Source organism: Hymenobacter citatus, assembly GCF_014333615.1.
GTDB lineage: Bacteria > Bacteroidota > Bacteroidia > Cytophagales > Hymenobacteraceae > Hymenobacter > Hymenobacter citatus.
The window spans coordinates 1-19,128 of the sequence record NZ_JACSCY010000031.1 but is presented as its reverse complement, the minus strand read 5'-3'; the positions used below and the strand labels follow the sequence as shown (position 1 = coordinate 19,128).

Sequence of the window (19,128 nt, the reverse complement as noted above, 5' to 3'; positions counted from 1 at the left end):
ATGTCGCGACGGGATGAAAGCCTAGCATAGGCTGTCAACTTACTAACTTGCAATCAATTGCTTTTTGCAACAGCCACGCGAGTTATACGCGCACTCTTGGAAAAGTGGTAGTTTCGACCTTTCCGGCCGCTGCACCCGGCACGGTACTTTGCCGCTAATCACCCCTGTTTTTTTGAGGTAGCCCTTCCGGATGGCCTCTTCGAGGCTTAACGATTGGCTCAGTGTTTTGCTGTAATTTGTATCCTTAATTTTCTTACTACCACAGCGGAAGAAGCCTTGCAAACTTCCTGAGTTAGTACTAAGCTTTGTGTTAATGTCTCTTTTTTATAGAATGCCCTCCCCCCTAGCTATCTGCACAGAGAAAGCGCAATCTATCTGTCAGGTACGCCCGCTAAAAATAATCAATTTAGGTTGGCGCTCATTCAGTAGTCAGGCTCCTGTAAGGGGGCTCCTGGTTGGCCTTCTGTTGGCACTGTCGGCCTGTAAAACCACCCCACAGGGGTCTACTTCGCCGCCGCTACTCACCAGCAGTCAACAACAAGCCTTCGACCCAGCAGTGGCCAAGCACACACTAGCCATTGCACCTACCAAAGTGATGATTTTTGGTCTGGGCCATCTCGACTCCGCACCGGCCACGTTTCAAGTGGCGTGGCTCGAACCGGTCCTGTGTCGCCTCCGTACCTATAAGCCGGACCTGATTCTGACGGAGGCCCTGTCTGGGGAACAAGTTATGGCCTTGGAAGCGTACGCGGCCTATCATGGCGATGCGGGCAAATATGCGGGCCCGACCTTGCAGATGGCGAAAGCAGCGCAAGCCGACCTTCAGCTGACGGCGGCCCAAGCCCTGGTGCAGGCCAATACACTATGCACAAAAGACGCCTTGACCGCTGCAGAACGGCGGCGCTTGGCGGGCTTGTTCGTCGCGGCAGCCGAACCGTTGTCGGCAGCTGTGCAATGGCTGCGTTTACCTGCGGCCGAGCGCATCGGGGCCGATGGCATTTCCCCTTCACTAGCCAAACAGGTCAACCTGTGGGCTACTCTGCGCAACGAAATGTCCTCGATAGCCGCTCGGCTGGCAGCAGATCTCGGGTTGGAACGGGTGTACGGGGCTGGGGACCATCTCAGCGACGTAGCCCAGCCAGATTTCGCTGCCTTTAAGGCGGCGGTCGCCACTGAACCCAACCAAGTAGATTTATTTAACCATAACACGCCCGCTTTTCACGCAGTGCCGGAGGAAGCGATGAAGATGGCCACCGCCGCCGAAGTCATGCCGGTGATGAAGTGGAAAAATTCGCCACGCTTTGCCGCGTTAGATGCGGAGGCGCAGTGGCTGTCGATGCTTCGAAGCGAGAAACTGGGCCGGGTGGGACGACAACGGGTGGCGGCTTGGGAAGCGCAGAACTTGCGCATGGCCGTGACCATTCGAGAAGCTACGGCCTCGATGGCTGGGGGAAAGGCACTGCTCATTGTAGGTGCCGCTCACAAGCCTTTTATTGAAGCCTACCTACGTACGTTCACGGATATTGAGATCGTATCGGTGCCAGCCCTGTTAGAGGCGAAGGCCACTGATTGCCCCGAATAGTTGTGTCCGGTAATAGTAGATTACGCGCTGCAAACGACCATTTGCAGCACGAAACTGGCTATAACAGTAATTAAACGAACCTCGGCAAGCGTTATAGTCCGATACTGTAGTGAGAGATGAAAGCTGCTTTCGATTACTCATTCACTCAACCGCAGCAGTGGAGCAATAGGTTGGTCCACCCAGTTTTGTAATGATAGGCCGTCGATGTCAGCAAAATGCCGGGTGTTGCGTGTCACTAGGGTAAACCCGTGTGCCATGGCTGTCACCCCGATGAGCAAATCCATATCATCTACTGGGCGGCCTTTCTTCCGGAGCTCAACTTTTTGCTGCGCATAGTACTCTAAACCGGGGCCAATGAGCAGGATGCGCTCGGCAAAGGTCAGACGTAACTCCTCAACGGCCTGCCGGTTCGCAGCTTGCCAAGCGGGAGCGCTATTCGCTACCCCAAAGAGAAGTTCGGCGATGGTGAGTTCTGAGAGGTAGCAGTTTGCAAATCCGACCGCCGCAATCTGCTGGGGAATTTGATGCTCGTTCTTTAGGAAGTGCACGCAGATATTTGTGTCCAGCACATACTGAATCATAAGGCCAAATCAGGTCGAGTAGAGGTACGGGACGCCTGTAGCTGAGCATTTAACTCTTCCCCCGTCTGCTGGGATTGCCAACTGCCAGCCAAGGCAAAGAAGCGAGCTTCCAATTGCGCTGCATCGGGCGCTGGTTCCTGCATGACCTCTACACCCAGCCGGTGCGCCAAACCCAGGAGTAGTTGAAAATCATGGACGTTTGTTGGTTTCAAGACAAGCGTAGGCATATAGTAAATAGTAAGAAAGGTAAATGCCGTAGTGATAAAAGCAAGATACGCGTTTTCAGCGCGGTAGATAGCCCTGTACGCTATTGATCAGATAATCAACAAGATATACGGCGAGATTAGCATCTTATATTACCTGTGTTACCAATATTACTTAGTAACACTATGTTAGCAAAAGCCACTTATAAAAAGTGGTTTTTGCTAGCGCAGCCCCTGCATCTTTAGGAATAAACCACCCGGGTTCCGATCAGCTTTCACCTTATCGGTTTTCAGCTTGTACATGAACTTAAACAGCTCTTCCACTAACCGCGGCTCCTGCAGGATCTGGTGCACTAAGGGAGCTTGCGTAATACCCAGCGTATCGAGGTGTTGCCGGGCGAGTTGCGTGCGCGTATCGTCACTCGTCGTATCGAAGGGAATCGGCAGTTGCTGGGGTTGCTGCTTGCGCACGTAGAACCGTACCCCGGTGAAGGCCCTCCCCTGCTTCTGCAGCTGGTAGCTGATTTGTAAATCCGTGTGCTCATTGATCTGCCGTACGGCAATATCGAGTACGCGGGCCTTCAACTGGCTGATATTCTGAAACTGCTCGGGCTCCTTGCCGGTTGGGTCTTTCAGCTTGAGCATCAGTTTGAACTCATCCAACTCGTACGAACGGGTTTCTCCTACGTCCTTCCACTGCGAGGCTAGTTGGTATACCCGCTTGGCATACTTGCTGGTCAGCTTCAGCGCTGAATGTAGTTGGTAGGACGTGAAGTTGTCCTTCAACTCGTACAGGTAAGGCCGGATATGGCGGGAAAGCTCAATCTCCAAGTAGCCTTTGCCTTTGATGTACTCTACCTTCTGAAACATCCAGAGCTGCTTATACACCTGCGCGTTTTCTACCTCGAACATGCGCGAGCCCATATCAGCCGTCGCTTCCCGCAGTTGCTGATAATTCCAGCGCCGGCCGGTCAGCTCCTCAATATCCCGCACGTAGATGCAGTACTGCGTGTCGGGGCCGTCGTCCTTCTTGAGTTTGGAAAGCACATAGAAAAGGATATCCAGTTGACACGCTGAGTAATCATACCGAGCCGTGGTAATGGCGTTGTGCTGGCGAATAGCCAGCGCGGTTGCCGTCGTAGTATCCTGTGGCATAGCATAGTATTTGGCGCAAGGTAAAGAAGTGATGGTATAAAAACCACTGTTATTTTTAGACGTGGTTTTTCGCTTATAAAACGTGGTACTTCCAGTTATAAAACGTGGTTTTTCGCTTATAAAACGTGGTTTTTGACTTATAAAACGTGGTATAAAACTTATAAAACGTGGTTTTTTACCTTTATAAACTACTTACTATCAGTGTGTTATGCCCTCCTGCAAATAGACAAGTATTACAAGTTTTCACAAAATTGTTGATTACCCTCTAACGATTAGCTTATAAAAAGTGGTTTTTCAACTAACGAGCAACAAAAACAACAATCCCGTGCGCGCAAGCCCTGTCGTCCTAAGTGATTGCACTATTCATATAATAGTTATTACCATACCTATTTAAAACCACCTTTTATAAGTGGAGTTAAACTACCACGTTTTATAAGTGAAGACACGGTATGGTAAACTCACAACAACGGCATGTATTATATATAACATCAGTAACACTAATAACACATGCTTACAATTAGCGAGTAACATGGATAACAGTAGTAATTTCTCGTATACTTGCCATCATGAGTAAGATTCTCGCGTTCACCAATCAGAAAGGGGGAGTAGGCAAAACCACTTCCACCGCCAACATCGGCGCCGGGCTGGCCCGGGCTGGCCACCGGGTCGTACTAGTCGATTTAGACCCGCAGGCAAACTTAACGCACGGGTTAGGGTTAGCAGACCCGGAGCACAACGTGTACGGCGCCCTGCTGCACGAATACCGCCTGAAAGCCTATCCGTTGCAGGAGAACCTAGCGCTGGTCGCGGGTGCGCCGGCACTCTCGGGCTTTGAAAAGGTGAAAGGGGATGAGTTGGACCGGGAGTTTCTGCTCAAGGATTTACTAGAGCCTATTCAGCAGCGCTGCGACTATATCCTGCTGGATTGCCCGCCGGCCCTGGGGCTGATTACCCTGAACGCCTACGCGTGCGCCACAGCCCTCTACATTCCGTTGGAGGCGCAGCTGTACGCCACCGATGGCCTGGACAAGGTGATGGAGATGGTCGCCCGTGTGCAGCGCCGCGTGAACCCTACGTTGACAGTGGGTGGCATCTTCTTCACGCGCTTCGACGGGCGTAAGGTGCTGCGGCGGGAAACGGCGGAAACCATCCGGGACAAATACCCGGGCCTAGTGCTGGAGCAGACCATTCGCGAAACCATCGCGTTGGGAGAAGCCCCCCACCTGGGCCAGGACATTTTCAGCTACGCCCCTACCAGTGCCGGGGCCGCCGACTACGCGGCCCTCGTGCAGGAAATACTCACGCGCTAACCCTACCATGGCCAAGTCATTCAAAAAAGCACCGGCCGCCGTTGAGCCGCCGAAGCGCACGTCGGAGAAAGATATCTTTGACTTTCTCGACGAAGACCGAAAACCTACCACCCCAATAACTACGGAAAGTAATACCAGTAACATCGATAATACTTCCACAGTGAAGGAAGATGCTGTTACCAGTGTTACTGCTGTTACAAATGAAGAAGCTGACGTGCGGCAAACCTTCGTACTGGGGCAACGCTACCTGGATAAGCTAAAGGATTACGTGCATACCCGCCGCATGCAGGGCCAGTACGAATACACGCAAAAACAGGCCCTGCACGACGCACTGGACAAGCTCTTTGAGGGCTTCGACATTACGGAGCGACCCGCGCATATCCGCCAGCAGGAGGAGAGCCGCAAGCAGCGGATCCGGCGTGGGATTGGGAAATAGCGCGCTCCATAATAGTCAATGAGCGCTCCCTGGGGTTCTATTAAAAAAAAAAACCGCTACAAAATTTTGGCTAGGTGCTGATTAGCTCCTAGCTACTCCCCGCCCGTTGTCGTTCTTTTACAGCATGGAAGAGTTACTGAATCCCCGACACCCCCTGGATACGTACCACCAAGCGCAACTAGACTTTTTAGCGACGCTACCGGAAGCCCAACGAACCTATCACGCCCGCTTGTTTCGACTCGGCAACGCCTGCTACCGGTATCAGCAGCAGGCCGCGGGTGAGGTGACGGAAGACGACTTTCGCCACTGGCTGGAAGGCTTACCGGAAAAGATGCGGGTAGCCATGGAACGCGACGGCTTCAAGGCGAACAAGAATAGCCTGCCGCTCCGACGGCACGCCCTCAAACGCGGCGACCAGGGGTACGACGCGTTTCTACAAGCCATCCTCTCGCCCGAGGACTGGGCCTACCAGCAAGCATTGGCGCAGCCATCAGCCCACGCGGGTGAAGAAGGCTAAAAGCAACTCGCCCGGTAATTGCAAACGGGGCAGACAATAAGACCTATATAGAAGCGAAACGTACCGGAACCTATTGCGTAGTAGGGACAAAATTCATTGTAGATTTTGTACTTTCCTACTGCACTATGGCTGCCTCGTATTTACCCGTTCCACCTGTTTCGCTTTCTTTATCTGAGCAGCAAAGCTGGTTATCCCGCCTCCAGCAAGCCGAGCAGGTGGTCGGTATAGCCGACGCAGGATTCCCGCAAGTAAGCTCGGAGACCCTCTCCCTGTGGCAACGCTACGTGCAGGGCGAGCTGACCCTGGAACAGCTGTTGATTCTGCAGTGCCACCGCTTGCGCCTCCGGTAGGGAGGGAGGTAAGCGCTGATACGTAGTAGCTGTAAAAGGCTAGAAAAGAATACACTTCCTGCGGAAGAGGGTAGCAATAGAAGGCCTACGTAGATCGTTGGATTAAAGCAGTCGATTTCGTCCAATGTATAACCCACTATACATTGGAGAATATACGGCGTATACATCTGATTTGTATCCCTAGCCTGTTATGCTATGGCCTTTGCCATTATCCGCGTTACCAAGATCACGAGTCGGGAGCAGGCGCAAAGCGTCGCCCACCACAACTACCGCACGCAGGAAACGCCCAACGCCGACCCTGCTTTGCGCCACCTGAACCAGGAGCTAGTCAATCACTCCCAGCGTAGCTACTGGGACCTGGCCACCGAGCGCATTGCACAGCTGCAGCTGCCGCGCCTGCGCAAGGATGCGGTGCGGGCCGTGGAAGTGCTGCTGACCGCTAGCGAGGAGCGCTTTACGAAAGACCCCACGACGGGGCAGCGGGCGGACATCCGGGACTCCAGCTGGGTGAAAGACAATCTGGACTTTTTGCAGAAGCGCTACGGGTCGGAAAATGTCATTGGGTGCATGCTGCACCAGGACGAAAGCACCCCGCACCTGCACGCCTTGGTCGTGCCCATCACCCAGCAGCAGCGTGTGCACAAGGGCGAAAAGGTCGGGGTTGCCGTGCGCCTGTCAGCCCGCGATCTATTCAATCCGGTAGCCTTACGGCAGCTGCAAACGGACTATGCCCAGGCCATGGCGCCCTACGGCTTGCAGCGAGGGGTCATGTACAGCACGGCCCGCCATGAGGACGTACGCCGCTACTACGGGGCGCAGAAAACTACGCAGCGGGAGCTGGACCATGTGCTACTCCCCGTCGCGCACACGCCGCTGGAGATAACCAAAAAGGCGTGGTACGTCGACAGTGGGGTGCACCTGCAGCGGGAACTGGAGCGGCTCAACCACCAAGCTGCCCAGCAACTGGCCGAGGCCAATGCCAAGCTGGCGGAGGTGGGAACCATTGCTACGGCCAACACCCTGGCCCAGGATCGGGTGCGGGTGCTGGAAAAGCAACTGGCCACCAGCAAAGCCCAGCACGAGCAGACCAAGACATTGCTGACGCAGAAAGAAAAAGAGCTGGCGGAGAAGACGACGCAGCTGGCGCAGAAAAGCGCACACTATACGCAGCTGGTTGTGCGCACGGCCCGCGGGGAAGCGTTATCACCAGGGCTTATGAAACAAGTCAACCAGCTGCAAAAGCAACAGCGCCAGCGCGCCGAGCAAGTAGTCGGGCAGGTGCTACGCGGACCGGTGACGGAAGTAGGCCAGGTGGAGAAAGCCCTGCAGCAGGAAGGGTATGTGCTCTATCAGCAGCCAGACCAGACCCTGGGCGTACGCCACCCAGCCACGGCCGTAGAGTTTCCGCTGGCCACGCTGCGGCCGAACGGGCAGGAGCTGCTCACGCAAATTCAGCAAGCCATCGAGCGCACCCAGGCGGAGCAGGAGCAGCAGCGCCGGGAGAAGCTGGCCCAGAATCCCGCAGCATTGCACGCCGTGATTCAGGCTCGCGACGCGGGGCAGGCGGACCGCATCGAAGAGGCACTGGAAAAGGCCGGGGCCAACGTGTGGAGCCGTAAAACGCTGTCCGAGCAGCGGGTCGAGTTGCAGGTCAGCTATTTCTTTGACTGGAAGATCATTGAGGGCATCAGCCGCGTGCTGGATACGGTGCGCCGCTCGCCGGGCGCGCAGCTGGAAGAAAGCTACGCGAACAACACCACGCGTACGGGAGCGGCGCGGACCTTGGAACGGGACCGGGAGCACGCCCGGCGCGGCCCTGAACGGGGGATGGGTATTGGGTAGGAAAAGCAGGTGAGCTGTTGCTTCATGGAGATACTGTATCCATCCCTTGTTCCTGTCGGAGCAGCTGGTGCAAGTCGCTTAAGTTCGTATAGTTTGGACGGATAAAGCCGAGTGAAGGGTTATCCAAATCTCGAATCGCTTGAATCGTCAACGAAGAGATGATGATAAAAAGAACCGGGACAAAGTAATGGCGACTCTCCTGCGCGTTGTTCGTAAACCCAACCAACATCCCGATGGCCCAGGAGGAAATGATCAGCAGCACGATGATCGGATACGGCGTACGCTCTTGATTGGCATAATGCAGCCGGGAGGTAGCCGAACTCAGACTGTTGAAGGCCGGCAGTAGCCGGCGTACAGCCACTGCCTCGGTGGAAGTAGCTGCCATGGAGCCCCGGAACCGTTGCCACGACTGGCGGTACAACGCGGCAAGCTGACGGGAGTGTTCGGGGACCTGTGTCCGGTCTGGGCGGTGCGCGCGCAGTTCCAGCGACAGAAACTGTAGCAAAAACGAGCGAATGGCGACGCGCTCAGCCGGGGGGAGCAGTTGGCTTTCCCGGTAGAGTTCCGTCACGGCATCCGACGATTGATGAATGAAGGTGGTGCGTTCTTTAAGCGAGTTGTTGGACGAGAGCAATGTAAAAGAGAGCAGCAGGCCGAAGATGGTAATCAGCGCGCTTTCAATGCCGGAAGGTTTCCACTGGAAGCCGCGGCGGCGGTAGTTGTACTCCGCTACTACATAGCCAATAAAGACGGCCAGTAGCAGCGACACAGGGTAAGCTAGCGTAAACCACAGGACTTCAAAGAGATGCTGCCACATACCACACGCGATATCAAAGGGGAATGAGAGGAGTAAAGGTGAGAATATCGCTCATATTAGGCAGAATCTGTTATTCCACTGCCCGTGCCTTGTGCACAAACAAAGAAAGCCCCTTATGTGAGGGGCTTTCCGGTTATTCACTAAGTTATCTGTAGGCTTGAGTGCTTTGTTTTTTAGCCCACGCTTACGGGAGTGGTTGGTCGTTGAGGGAGAAGTAAAGGGGGGCTTTACTGTTGTATCTACTGTACTAACTGTCTTTTGCTCCGCTTGCTCAATCACAGCTCCAAAGCATTGGCTGACGATACGTCTTAGGACTCCTATATACGCTAGTGTTTACCTCGAAGGGCCTGCGCGTGTCTGCGTTTTCAGCTAGGCGTAGTGCGCGTTCGTAGGCCCTAATCGCTTGGCGCTTGTTGCCCAGCTGCGCATACGTATTCCCCAGGCTGTTGTAGGCGTTCGCACTGCACTACGCGGGTAGGTAGTCACGTTGCGCTTGAAGAATACCAGCGCTTTTTGAAACTGGTTTTGGTCTAAGGGTCGGTAGCCCAGGCTATTGATCAGCTGCGCATCTGGTTGTAGTGGCCTAGCCCGTGATATGCGTGAGCTGCTCGGCAAAGCCAGGCCCAATGGGTAAGGCCACGTGGTGAAGCCAGACCGTGGTGCGGTCCAGTTTAGTGATGTGGTTTTTGGCCACGAAATAGGAGCGGTGAATGCGAACGAACGCGTGAGCCGGTAGCAATTGCGCTACTTCCTGCATGGTCAGGCGCGTGAGTACTTTCTGGCTGGTGGTGATGAATTGCACGTAGTTGCCCTGGCTTTCCACGTACAGAATATCCTGCAGTAGCACGCGAATTTGTTCATAGCCGCTTTTCAGGAACAGGGCCGTGGAAGGGCCCAATCGGTTCGGTCCTTGTTGGCGTACCGTGTACTGGTCGTACGCTTTGTGGCAGGCCAGTAGGAAACGGGCGGCGGAGAAGGGCTTGAGCAAATAGTCGACCGCGTTCAGCTCATAACTCTGCACGGCATGTTCGCTGTAGGCCGTCGTGAACACGACCAGCGGGGGACTGGTAATTGAGCGCAGCCACTCCAGGCCCGACATATCGGGCATGTTGATGTCCAGAAAAACGAGGTCAACCGGGTGGTGACGCACGTATTCGGAAGCAGCAAAACAATCCGTGAAGTAAGCCGTTACTTCCAACACACTCACTTTCTCCGTCAGCAGTTGGATAACTTCCAGCGCCACAGGTTCGTCGTCAAGAGCAATGGCACGTATCATGCAAAAAAGTAGGCTGGTGGAAGCGAAAGAGGCTGTGGACTCACTCGTAGGTAGATAGCGGCAACACCAAGTGTACGACAAAATCGGTTCCCTCTTCTTGGCAACTGAGGTGATAGCGACCGTCGTAGAGCAGGCGTAGGCGTTCGGTCACGTTCTGCAGCCCGATGCCCATCCCCGGCTTTTCCAGGTCGTTTGGCGCCCGCACGTGCCGGCTGTTGCGCACTTCAAAGCGGAGGGAGTCCTGCTCACACGTCAGTTGAATACGCACCCACGAGGGTTCTTTGTGACTGATACCGTGTTTGAAGGCATTCTCCACGAACGGCAGCAGCAGCATGGGGGCGATCCGGTATGGACGAGACGGCGGCTGAATCATCGTCTCAATGCGTAGCGTTGGCGAGGGAGGGGTCCGCAGCTTTTGCAACGCAATGTAATTTTCCAGGTAGCCAATTTCTCGGTCAAGGGCAATAAAGTCCTGCGTGTTTTCTTCCAGCATAAAGCGCATCATGTCGCCCAGCCGTTGTACCCCTTCGGCGGTGGCTCCGGCCCGCTCCTTCAGGGCCGTACCGTACAGCGTGTTCAAGGCGTTGAACAAGAAGTGCGGATTGATTTGGGACCGCAATCGGTGTAACTCCACCGCCGAGTGCACCAGCCGTTGCTCGACGCCGCGTAACTGCAAAATGGTATCCTGCCGCTGCTGGTACAGAAACCACGACATCGGGAGGGTAACTACTACTTGTCCTATCCAGCCGCCGAGTAAGACCAGGAGAAAATTTTCGTGAAAGACGAATCGAGTCAGCAGCAGCGCAAAGGGCAAGGTCCAGAGAAAGGAAAGGGCGAAGAGGCGTAGCAGAAAGGCTGGCGCCGTCCGTAGGATGGGTGGCGTTGCTCTGGGCAGCAGCCAGTACGTGGTGCTCAGGTATAGCCCGGCCATGGGGGGAATGATGAAGAGGTACACCAGTAAGGACTCCTCACTAACCAAGTTAAAAGCTCCCAGTAAGCGACCCAAACACACATACACCGTGACCAGCGCGGTCATTTGATTAGTCACTACTACCCGGTAGGTGCGGCGTGGACCGGGTTGTTCCACCCAGTAGAGGACCGCTTCCCGTAGGCCTACATACACCCCAAAGCCTAGTAACAGTCCCAGTGCTCGGTCCAGACCGGTAAAGACCTTAAGTACAGGCTGCTCATGGTAGCCAAACAGGCTTAGCAGGCGGAAGCTCAGACCATAACTAATGTAATGCGGATGCGCATAATACGTGGCTACGTTGGCCACCAATGCCACAAAAAAGGCTGCCAGGACCAGTTGGAGAAGGATCCAGACGAGCGAGAGAAGCGCCGTCACGGTCAGCGCCTGCGACGGCCAGCGTGCCCGTATCGTCAGGAAACTATAGTTCGCCCATCGGTAGCCCACGTACAAGGCCAGCACCACGGCTAGCTGGGGGGCCAGCAGATTCAAGTATTGGTTGAACGGTTGTCGATGCTCGCTAAAGGCCGCCGCCAAGCGGCTGGTTTCCGGCGTATGCACGTACCAGCCGTAGCCGGCACAGGTGATTCCCGTCAGCAGGGTGACTAGTAGCCGTTCATGGTCTCTCCATTTCGTACCCATTGTTCTTTTTTAGCCAAGAGTACGACGCGCATCCGGCCCGTGCTGGCAAATGTGACGAAAGGCTATGCAGCGGGGATGAATAATGACTTCGTGGTGAAGTCACTCCAACGCATGGCTTGTGCGCGGCGTGAGAAAAGAAGCAGGCGCTGGCCGCAGCCTTCTAAAGGTCGCCCCTACAGTGGCAGCACAGCAAGCGGCAAGGGGAGTTCGGCTTCTTCGAGGAGGGGCGCACGGGAAGCTGATAGTTCGACCGAAGCGTGCTGCGCCCGGCGGAGTGGGTAAGGCCGACCATGTAACAGGTAACTCAATTTTTTACCTAAGGCCTAGGGTACTGGTGGATGAGGCGGTGCTCGTGGTGTACGCGGCGCATGGTAGGGCTGTTAGTACAAATACTACACAAGCTGTTGCTCGTCGGTCACCAAGCGCTGCCTAGTGCATACGCCCCACTGCGCGGTGGTGGGGCAAGGTTGGCTTATTGTAGGATGGGCAGCTACCACGACGTTACTCCCTTTCGGCGTATCAGGTACTCAGCCGCTACGCCCTAAGCAAAGGTGAATTGGGTAAGTTTATCGCATGGCAAAGCCCGAAGGACTCTCCGAATTTTATCAGCGCCACTTCCAAACTACTCCGGATACCCGGCCAACCGACCTGGGGCAGGTCAATGTCTTTCGCTTGGAAGAGTCCCTACTCCACGATGCTGAGCCCGTACAATTCAGCCGGCGCGATTTTTATAAAATCGCGCTGCTCCGCCGCGGGCACAGTGTGTATGAGTACGCCGACCAACGCAGGGAGGCACTTGGCCCCGCCTTGCTGTTTTTTAATCCAAAATTGCCCTATACCCGCCAACTGCTCTCCGCGGAAATAACCGGCTTTTTCTGCGTTCTTCGCCAAGACTTCTTTCAGCAGCGCGGGAGAATGGGCGTAACGCTCACCGAACATCCTTTTTTGCAGCCCGGAAACATTCCCGTCTATCCCCTCACGGCTGCCCAGACGGAAGAAGTAAGTGCCTTGTTCGAGAAAATGCTGACCGAACTGGCCTCCGACTATCCGCTCAAGTACGATCTGCTGCGTACCTATGCCGCGGAGTTGCTGCACTACACGCTCAAACTGCGGCCGGCCGATGCCAGCTACCAGCCGGCCAGTGCCAAAGCGCGCTTAACGGCCGTGTTTTTGGAGCTGCTCGAACGGCAGTTCCCTCTGGAGTCTCCCACCCAGCGGGTTGCCTTGCGCTCGGCAAGCGCGTTTGCCCAGCAACTCGCCGTGCACCCCAACTACCTCAACCACTGCGTGCGGGCTACGACCGGCAAAACGACCACCGACCACATTGCTAGCCGCTTGAGTAGCGAAGCCCAAGCTCTGCTCCGGCACACGGACTGGCCCATTGCCGAGGTGGGCTACAGCATCGGGTTTGACGAGCCGGCGCATTTCAACTACTTCTTTAAAAAGCACACCGGCCTGGCACCCTCGGCGTTTCGACGTCTTTGAATTGGGTAAGTATCTGGGTGAATTTGGTAAACAGCGGGTAGACTATCGACCGACCTTTGTCGTCGTTCAACCGGCCGTATGGTGGCAGCAGGTTTTTTAGAAGAAGGACTGCGTGTTATGCCCTGATGCGGCGGCCTACCCCTATTCATTCACGAACAGCCGCTTTGAGCGGAACCCCACTATTGCCATGGTCGAGATGCCTTACCCTCAAGCGCCGTGCCGGCATGAGCCAGCAGGAGTTTAAAGCTTATCGTCAGAACGTGCATGAGCCGCTGCTGTTGGCCCTGCCCGAAGCCCGGTACATGCGGCGCTTTGTCGTCTCGTATCCCGTTCCTGCCGCGGGGTTTGGCGAGCCAAGCTACGATGCAGTGGTGGAAGTGTGGTTTGATAGCCTGCAGGACTTAAATGCGCTGTTCTTTTCCGAAAACTTTCAGACTAAAGTAGATCCGGACCATGCAAACTTCCTCGACCTCGCGCAAGGAGGAATACTCATTTCGGAAGAACAGGTGGTGATGGAGGGACCACCAGCGTAAAGAGGCCTTAAGGGAAGAGTTGAGGACGGTTGCGGGAAGAGAAAGGCTGTTAACTGTAGAGTGCCTACGCTAGCAAACAGCCGCTTTACTAGCCTTTTACCCAAGGCCAATGCGTGAGCTTCTTCTCCCAGCAGGTACGAAGCGACTGTACTTCGCGGTGCAAAATGATAATCTGCGTACCTCCGCTAGGCTGAAGCTAACAGTAAATGCACTGGTAGGAAGTAGACAGTAATGCTATTTTCTTATAAACAAAGAAGCCCCTCAACTGAGGGGCTTCTTTGTTCAGGAGGCGTAGCCATTATCCGTTAGGCGTAGCAAAGACAGGGCAGCTAGGGTATCGAGTAAAGGCCGTACCTTTTCGGGCTTCGTGCGCTTGAAACGAGCTGCCACCTGCTCTAGAGTAAGAGGCTGCCCTGCTTGTTGGATGGCATCGCGTAATGCTTGCATCTGCTGGGCAAGCTCCGTCGGCCACAGCTGTGGGCCCGCAATACCAGTGGCCGCTGTAGCAGGCGTGATCTGCTTGGGTAAGGAGAGCGTTGCTTGCTGCTCGGGCGCTTGGTAGCTGGGTCGCAGGTAGCGCACAAGACCGGCTTGCTCTTCGCGGGCGCGTTCGTGGTTGAGCTGTACGAGGCGAGTGAGGATCTCGGCGTCGGGTAGATCCACGGGCCAGCCGTAGGCTTCAGCGACAGCGGCATCAAGTTGTTGATGGAGGCTGAGTACAACGGAAGCGAGGCCCAGTTGGTGGGCTATTTGGTCTTTGGCCGTGAGGGGCTGACCGGTACGCAGCTTTTCGACGACGTTGTAGAGATTAGTGAGTGTAAGTACAGGGTACTGCGCTTGTTGGCGCTTGCGGTGGGCATCGAGTTGTTCGGCTAGTTCTCGGATGCGGGCTTGTTGCTCGGGTGTAGCTGCTGGGAAGGGAAACTTGGAAAAACACTCACTATGATTGTAGGTAGAATCATTGCCTACTCCTAACCAACCACCTGTAGCTGAGGCCCAAATATTATGAATAGTTGAGGATAAGACTCCTAAATAGTAAGCATCTTCTAAGCCAATGGCAATAAGTTTGGCATCAGCAATATATTCTGAATCAATAAAAGAAAATATCCTATGACGGGCTGTACGTGGCGTAGCAATATATCTAGACAATCCTTCTAATGATTGTCTCATTTGAGAGCGTGCTTCTGCAAATATCCACCATTTAGCTCGGTAGGTTGCTCGATTGTTGCGTTCTCTTTCTGGCTTTACTTTTTCGAAAACGTGTTGATAAACTCTAGGGAACTTGCTAATAATTTCGCTTGGCTCTAAGCCGAATAAATCAATAACCCATGCTCCGCGAGGTTTTTGCGCTAGGTCACGCCCATTTATATATGGTCTAAGGTGTTTATCAAGACCGTCAATCTGACCTAGGCCTAATGCTATTGCTTCATCTTTTGTGATGACAAATCCTCCGCCCACTAATGTCATCCCTTGTGAACTGAGACGGGTGTTGGCTACCAGTACTTTTGTGGTGTTCACATCTGCACCTACTGTAAAATCAGCATTTATAACACCTTCTATTTCTTTGAATTCTACAGTATGTGCATCATCTTCTGTATTAGCGATTTCACTTACTAGTTTTACTGATTTTCCTACAGGTGAATCTGTACGGCTTACACTCATTGCTATGCGTACAGCAGCTCCTTGCGCACTATCTACCCATGGGTGGTCTGCTATAGTATAGGTTAAGTAAAGTGGTGGTGTAGCGTCCAAATGCCTCTGTATTAATCGACGGTTGAAAGTTTGAGTAATTGAGTTTGTAGTAATGAAACCAAAAGCTTCAGCTTTACTTTGACGTACAATTTCAGCAGCCTTCTCCCACCAATACATTACCAAATCGGCCGATTCAGGCACAATACCTTTGTAAGTATTGCGTAGCGCATCTACGTAGGCGTCACCCAACGCACCGCGCATAGCTTTGTCCCCTACAAAGGGCGGATTTCCGATGATGAAGTCAGCTTTCGGCCATTCCGTGGGTTTCGAGTTAGAGAATCCTTCTTCATAGGTAAGTACAGCATCTTGTTGGCGAATATTCTGATACTCATCTAGCAATGGCTCATGTAATTCACTTAAGCCGTGTGTGCGTAGGTGCCATTGCAAGTACCCAATCCTTAATACTACATCCGCAATAGCCGCGGCGCGCGGGTTCAACTCCAGCCCCAATAATTGATGTGGGCTCACTGTGGTACCATCACCTAAGTCAAGTAGGCCTGTATGGCCATAGCTGTTGATGGCGGTTAGTACTTCTCCTTCCAAACGCTTGAGATGCTCAAGCGTCACGTAAAGAAAATTCCCCGACCCACAAGCGGGATCAAGGATTCGTACGGATGTTAAGCGCCGCAGAAAGCGTGTCAGTTCATTTCGGGCTTCTTTCGCCTTACCCTTCTCCAACCACAGCGCACCAGCAGCTTGTGCAGCCGCCCACTCTCGTCGGAGCGGCTCAATGATGGTCGGCATTACTAAACGTTCCACGTAGCGCCGCGGCGTATAGTGCGCACCCAACCGATGTCGTTCTTTCGGGTCTAATGCCCGCTCCAGCAAGGTACCGAAGATCGTGGGCTCTACCTCCGTCCAATCAGCTTTAGCAGCTCGCAGCAGCAACTCCATCTGATCCGCAGTCAACGGTAAGGCAATTGCATCGTGGAAGAGCTTCCCGTTGAAATGACGTAGCCTAGCTTTTAGATCAGGGGAGAACCCTCCCTTGTCCATCGTGTGCCACAGGCTTTGTAGCGCATCAGGTAGCAAGTCGCGCAGTTCGGGCGCACTGTATTGTTGCAGCAGACCCGTAAAAGAGGCCTTTGGAATCAAGTTGACGTCCTCGGCAAACATGGTGAACAGGCAGCGCATCAGAAAGTGCGCAACTGTATCGGCGGCGTGGCCGGCTCGTTCTAATTGGGAAGAAAGCCCTGCAAGGTAACCAGCGAGCTCGCGGGTGACGCGGGCAGCCCGCCGGGAAGGATCGAGTTGTTGGGGCTCTAGGAAGATTTGACGAAGCGTTTGCCGGGTGCTTTCCTCCGCCAGGTCTTTCAAATAGAGGCGGTAGCGGGTCTGGTCAGGGAAGGGGACGAACGCTTCGCTGACGCTGGCAAAGTTGCTATAGACGTCAATACAGTAGCCCACGTCGGCCACTAGAATGAAGAGGGGTTGGGGCTCTTCGGTTGGTAGGGCACGGGCGTAGCTCAGGGCTTGTTGGCGGGCCGCCTGCATCATCTGTTCCCACTTGGCCGTGCCGCGGGTAGCATGGCCGGTGCGACGCTTCTCAGGGGCTAGACCCAGTTCACGCCTGAGGTCCTGAGGTCCTGAGGTCCTGAGGTCCTGAGGTCCTGAGGTCCTGAGGTCCTGAGGTCCTGAGGTCCTGAGGTAAATCACGCGCCGCGCGTTTTTTTAGAGTAGTTAAAACTTCAACAAAGCCGTTGACCCCCTGTTTTGTTTCTAGGATAAAACAACCGCGTTTGTAAAGGTCGATTCTACCGGTGCTTTTCTTGCCGCCATCATTGAACTGTACGGCTCGTTCGAGCACGTACGCGTCGTGGGCGGGGTTGTCGGTCTTGGGGTCGGGGCGCGGTACGCCTAGTAAATCACAGAGGTCTTGGATGAACAGGCCGTAGTTGGACAACTCCGCGCCGCCGGACGTTTTCCAACGGGTTTCAAATTCGGGGTAAGTCATAGGGAGAGTAGAGGAGTTTGCACTTTTTATATAAAGGGGCTAGGCCGTTTTGGAGTATTTGCTGTATTTACACAATATAGATGCCGAACCTCATTCTTGGTTTTTGCGTTTGGGATGTATATGTTTGCAATGTCTAACAGACGGTTAGATACACAAATAGCGAAGGCTCGCTGAGACGCAAACCTTCGCTACTGCACTTAATGCCGCTGTAACCAATCGGATACCACGGCGCGAACGATACCACTTAGAACTGTTTTGCCCAGTTCAAGCAGTACGCGAGCAAGCCCGAATTGCTCCGGCTCTTTCGCTTTAACACGCTTTTTCTTCATTCGAGTAGAAGTTAAGGTGTTTGCCCACCTACTTCTTAAAACCCCGGACTGCTCCAACAGCCGGGGTTTTCGCTTTTTCAGAGCTACCCGTATGTTGGTGAGGTGGGATAACCACCACGCGTTAGTGCTTCAAAGATAGTAATGTTTTTTTGGTGGTTTTCCACGATATACCACTTGTTTGGGGGAGCAGATAGGACTCGATCAGCCGACTCATTGAGAGGCAAGTATTGTGAGGAAAAAATATTTTTCTACTCGTTATATCAACTCATCTGTGGGCTTAGTTGTCACAGCACATGAACCGCATTTGCGCCTTCGTAGCGGTTTATCGCTGAGAAGACTATTCAGTTAACTCCTGCGCGCGACCAAGTATACCATTCGAATTAAAACCTGAAGGTTGCGCTACGTAGCACGGTCAACTCAAATGCAGGCAATTGCCGCTTTTATTCTTATCTAGCGGAGCGTTATAAGTAGCTAGTTACCCTGCTATGGAAGAGAAAGCCATCGGTTTCGTGCAGTTGCTATGCACGCTTGTGGGAGGTATGTTTGCGCTGTATTTGTTCTGGCAATCCAATCGAGAGAAACGACAAACTTTTGTAGTTACCCTGTACGACAAGCTCTACAACGACCCGGAAATACGCTCGTTGCTGTACGCGCTGGATAAAGAGCAGGACTTAGCAGAAATCAATCCCCGTAAAAAGCTGGAACAGGCGGCAGACAAGACCCTGCGTTTCCTGGATTTCGTAGGCGGGCTCATCAAGAATGGCTCGCTACGCCGACACGATATTAGTTCGTTTGAGTATGAGCTCCAGCTGCTGAAGCACCAAGCGCTACAGCAGTACCAACGTCACTTAGTGGACCACCAGGTTCAACTCAACAACCTTGGGTATGTAACCGGGGAGAAGCAACCCAGTCGATGGGTACAGCTACTTGCTTGGCTGTAGTGAATAGAATAGGTAGCAGCAAGCCCCTTACAGAAGAGGGGTTACTACGTTGAATCACCTGTTTAAGCAACACTTTTCAGGCTCGAGCCGAACAGTAAAAAATTTAATTTTCCAGCTTAAGCCACAAAGCGGGGCGCATCCCGCCTCCGTCTCTGGGTCGGCCGGAAACGCCATTGCCCCGAACGTAGACCTGGCCGGCGGCATTGACGCTCGCCGCCGTACGTCCGTAATAGCCAGGCGACCGAAGCCGCCACCAGTGGAAATTAGCCCCATAGGTTGCTTGTCGGTTGGTGTTGTGTTCGTCGTCAATGCACCAGGTTTGACGACCCTTGGTTTGTAGGCTAGCTTCGCAGTCGCCGAAATACCGGCACACCTCTTTCTGAGGTGGTCGGATAAATCTGGACAGAATAGGGTGTTATCTTTCCTTCGTCATGAAAGACAGCCCTCAGCCTGCTA

The 19,128-nt window shown here is 53.8% G+C and carries 18 protein-coding genes and 1 pseudogene; 9 read left to right on the top strand and 10 right to left on the bottom strand.

What is annotated here, in order from left to right; genetic code table 11:
- Positions 1–466: 466 nt before the first annotated feature.
- On the top strand, positions 467–1,582 hold the full coding sequence (locus tag H8B15_RS20830; protein ID WP_187321576.1) for a DUF5694 domain-containing protein: 1,116 nt from the start codon (positions 467–469) through the stop codon (positions 1,580–1,582).
- A 137-nt stretch (positions 1,583–1,719) separates the two neighbouring features.
- On the opposite strand, the gene H8B15_RS20825 is transcribed toward H8B15_RS20830, so the two are convergent.
- Positions 1,720–2,163, bottom strand: coding sequence for a PIN domain-containing protein (locus H8B15_RS20825; protein ID WP_187321575.1), 444 nt, complete (start codon positions 2,161–2,163; stop codon positions 1,720–1,722).
- A 425-nt stretch (positions 2,164–2,588) separates the two neighbouring features.
- Positions 2,589–3,521 (bottom strand): replication initiation protein, encoded by a 933-nt coding sequence (locus tag H8B15_RS20820; protein ID WP_187321574.1) that lies wholly within the window; start codon positions 3,519–3,521, stop codon positions 2,589–2,591.
- 566 nt (positions 3,522–4,087) lie between these two features.
- Between H8B15_RS20820 and H8B15_RS20815 the strand changes: the two genes are divergently transcribed.
- From H8B15_RS20815 to mobV, 5 genes are all read left to right on the top strand, one after another.
- Positions 4,088–4,831, top strand: a complete 744-nt coding sequence (locus H8B15_RS20815; protein ID WP_187321573.1) for a ParA family protein — start codon at positions 4,088–4,090, stop codon at positions 4,829–4,831.
- A gap of 7 nt (positions 4,832–4,838) precedes the next feature.
- Complete coding sequence (locus H8B15_RS20810) at positions 4,839–5,267, top strand: hypothetical protein (RefSeq protein WP_187321572.1); 429 nt, start codon at positions 4,839–4,841, stop codon at positions 5,265–5,267.
- 124 nt (positions 5,268–5,391) lie between these two features.
- Positions 5,392–5,784: a hypothetical protein gene (locus H8B15_RS20805; protein WP_187321571.1), complete on the top strand. Its 393-nt coding sequence runs from the start codon at positions 5,392–5,394 to the stop codon at positions 5,782–5,784.
- A gap of 125 nt (positions 5,785–5,909) precedes the next feature.
- Complete coding sequence (locus tag H8B15_RS20800; RefSeq protein ID WP_187321570.1) at positions 5,910–6,134, top strand: hypothetical protein; 225 nt, start codon at positions 5,910–5,912, stop codon at positions 6,132–6,134.
- 195 nt (positions 6,135–6,329) lie between these two features.
- A complete protein-coding gene (mobV, locus tag H8B15_RS20795) occupies positions 6,330–7,976 on the top strand; it encodes a MobV family relaxase (protein ID WP_187321569.1) in 1,647 nt (548 codons plus the stop codon).
- A gap of 22 nt (positions 7,977–7,998) precedes the next feature.
- Here mobV and H8B15_RS20790 read toward each other — a convergent pair whose 3' ends face one another.
- The 4 genes and pseudogenes from H8B15_RS20790 to H8B15_RS21330 all read right to left on the bottom strand — a co-directional run bounded on the left by H8B15_RS20790 (position 7,999) and on the right by H8B15_RS21330 (position 11,597).
- On the bottom strand, positions 7,999–8,745 hold the full coding sequence (locus tag H8B15_RS20790) for a bestrophin-like domain (protein ID WP_187321568.1): 747 nt from the start codon (positions 8,743–8,745) through the stop codon (positions 7,999–8,001).
- A 319-nt stretch (positions 8,746–9,064) separates the two neighbouring features.
- Positions 9,065–9,241 (bottom strand): annotated as a pseudogene (locus H8B15_RS21440) (tetratricopeptide repeat protein); the annotation flags it as partial.
- 135 nt (positions 9,242–9,376) lie between these two features.
- A complete protein-coding gene (locus tag H8B15_RS20780; RefSeq protein ID WP_216859228.1) occupies positions 9,377–10,069 on the bottom strand; it encodes a LytR/AlgR family response regulator transcription factor in 693 nt (230 codons plus the stop codon).
- 40 nt (positions 10,070–10,109) lie between these two features.
- Positions 10,110–11,597 carry a histidine kinase gene (locus H8B15_RS21330; RefSeq protein ID WP_187321567.1) on the bottom strand — a complete coding sequence of 496 codons (1,488 nt, stop codon included), beginning with the start codon at positions 11,595–11,597 and terminating at the stop codon, positions 10,110–10,112.
- 654 nt (positions 11,598–12,251) lie between these two features.
- Between H8B15_RS21330 and H8B15_RS20770 the strand changes: the two genes are divergently transcribed.
- Together H8B15_RS20770 and H8B15_RS20765 are read left to right on the top strand one after the other, a co-directional pair.
- Positions 12,252–13,163 carry a helix-turn-helix domain-containing protein gene (locus H8B15_RS20770; RefSeq protein WP_187321566.1) on the top strand — a complete coding sequence of 304 codons (912 nt, stop codon included), beginning with the start codon at positions 12,252–12,254 and terminating at the stop codon, positions 13,161–13,163.
- 224 nt (positions 13,164–13,387) lie between these two features.
- On the top strand, positions 13,388–13,696 hold the full coding sequence (locus H8B15_RS20765; RefSeq protein WP_216859227.1) for an EthD domain-containing protein: 309 nt from the start codon (positions 13,388–13,390) through the stop codon (positions 13,694–13,696).
- Between the two features lie 282 nt (positions 13,697–13,978).
- Here the strand turns inward: H8B15_RS20765 and H8B15_RS20760 are convergent, their stop codons facing one another.
- The 3 genes from H8B15_RS20760 to H8B15_RS21210 form a co-directional block, all read right to left on the bottom strand.
- On the bottom strand, positions 13,979–16,945 hold the full coding sequence (locus H8B15_RS20760) for a class I SAM-dependent DNA methyltransferase (protein ID WP_187321564.1): 2,967 nt from the start codon (positions 16,943–16,945) through the stop codon (positions 13,979–13,981).
- Positions 16,946–17,012: 67 nt separating this feature from the next.
- Positions 17,013–17,402 carry a type IIL restriction-modification enzyme MmeI gene (locus tag H8B15_RS20755; protein WP_187321563.1) on the bottom strand — a complete coding sequence of 130 codons (390 nt, stop codon included), beginning with the start codon at positions 17,400–17,402 and terminating at the stop codon, positions 17,013–17,015.
- Positions 17,403–17,599: 197 nt separating this feature from the next.
- Positions 17,600–17,731 (bottom strand): hypothetical protein, encoded by a 132-nt coding sequence (locus H8B15_RS21210; protein ID WP_281383975.1) that lies wholly within the window; start codon positions 17,729–17,731, stop codon positions 17,600–17,602.
- Positions 17,732–18,216: 485 nt separating this feature from the next.
- Here H8B15_RS21210 and H8B15_RS20750 point away from each other — a divergent pair, with 485 nt between their 5' ends.
- Positions 18,217–18,672 carry a hypothetical protein gene (locus tag H8B15_RS20750; protein WP_187321562.1) on the top strand — a complete coding sequence of 152 codons (456 nt, stop codon included), beginning with the start codon at positions 18,217–18,219 and terminating at the stop codon, positions 18,670–18,672.
- Positions 18,673–18,775: 103 nt separating this feature from the next.
- Here H8B15_RS20750 and H8B15_RS21435 read toward each other — a convergent pair whose 3' ends face one another.
- Entirely contained in the window at positions 18,776–19,045 is a 270-nt protein-coding gene (locus tag H8B15_RS21435) for a DUF6273 domain-containing protein (RefSeq protein ID WP_425489813.1), read from the bottom strand.
- Between the last annotated feature and the right edge of the window lie 83 nt (positions 19,046–19,128).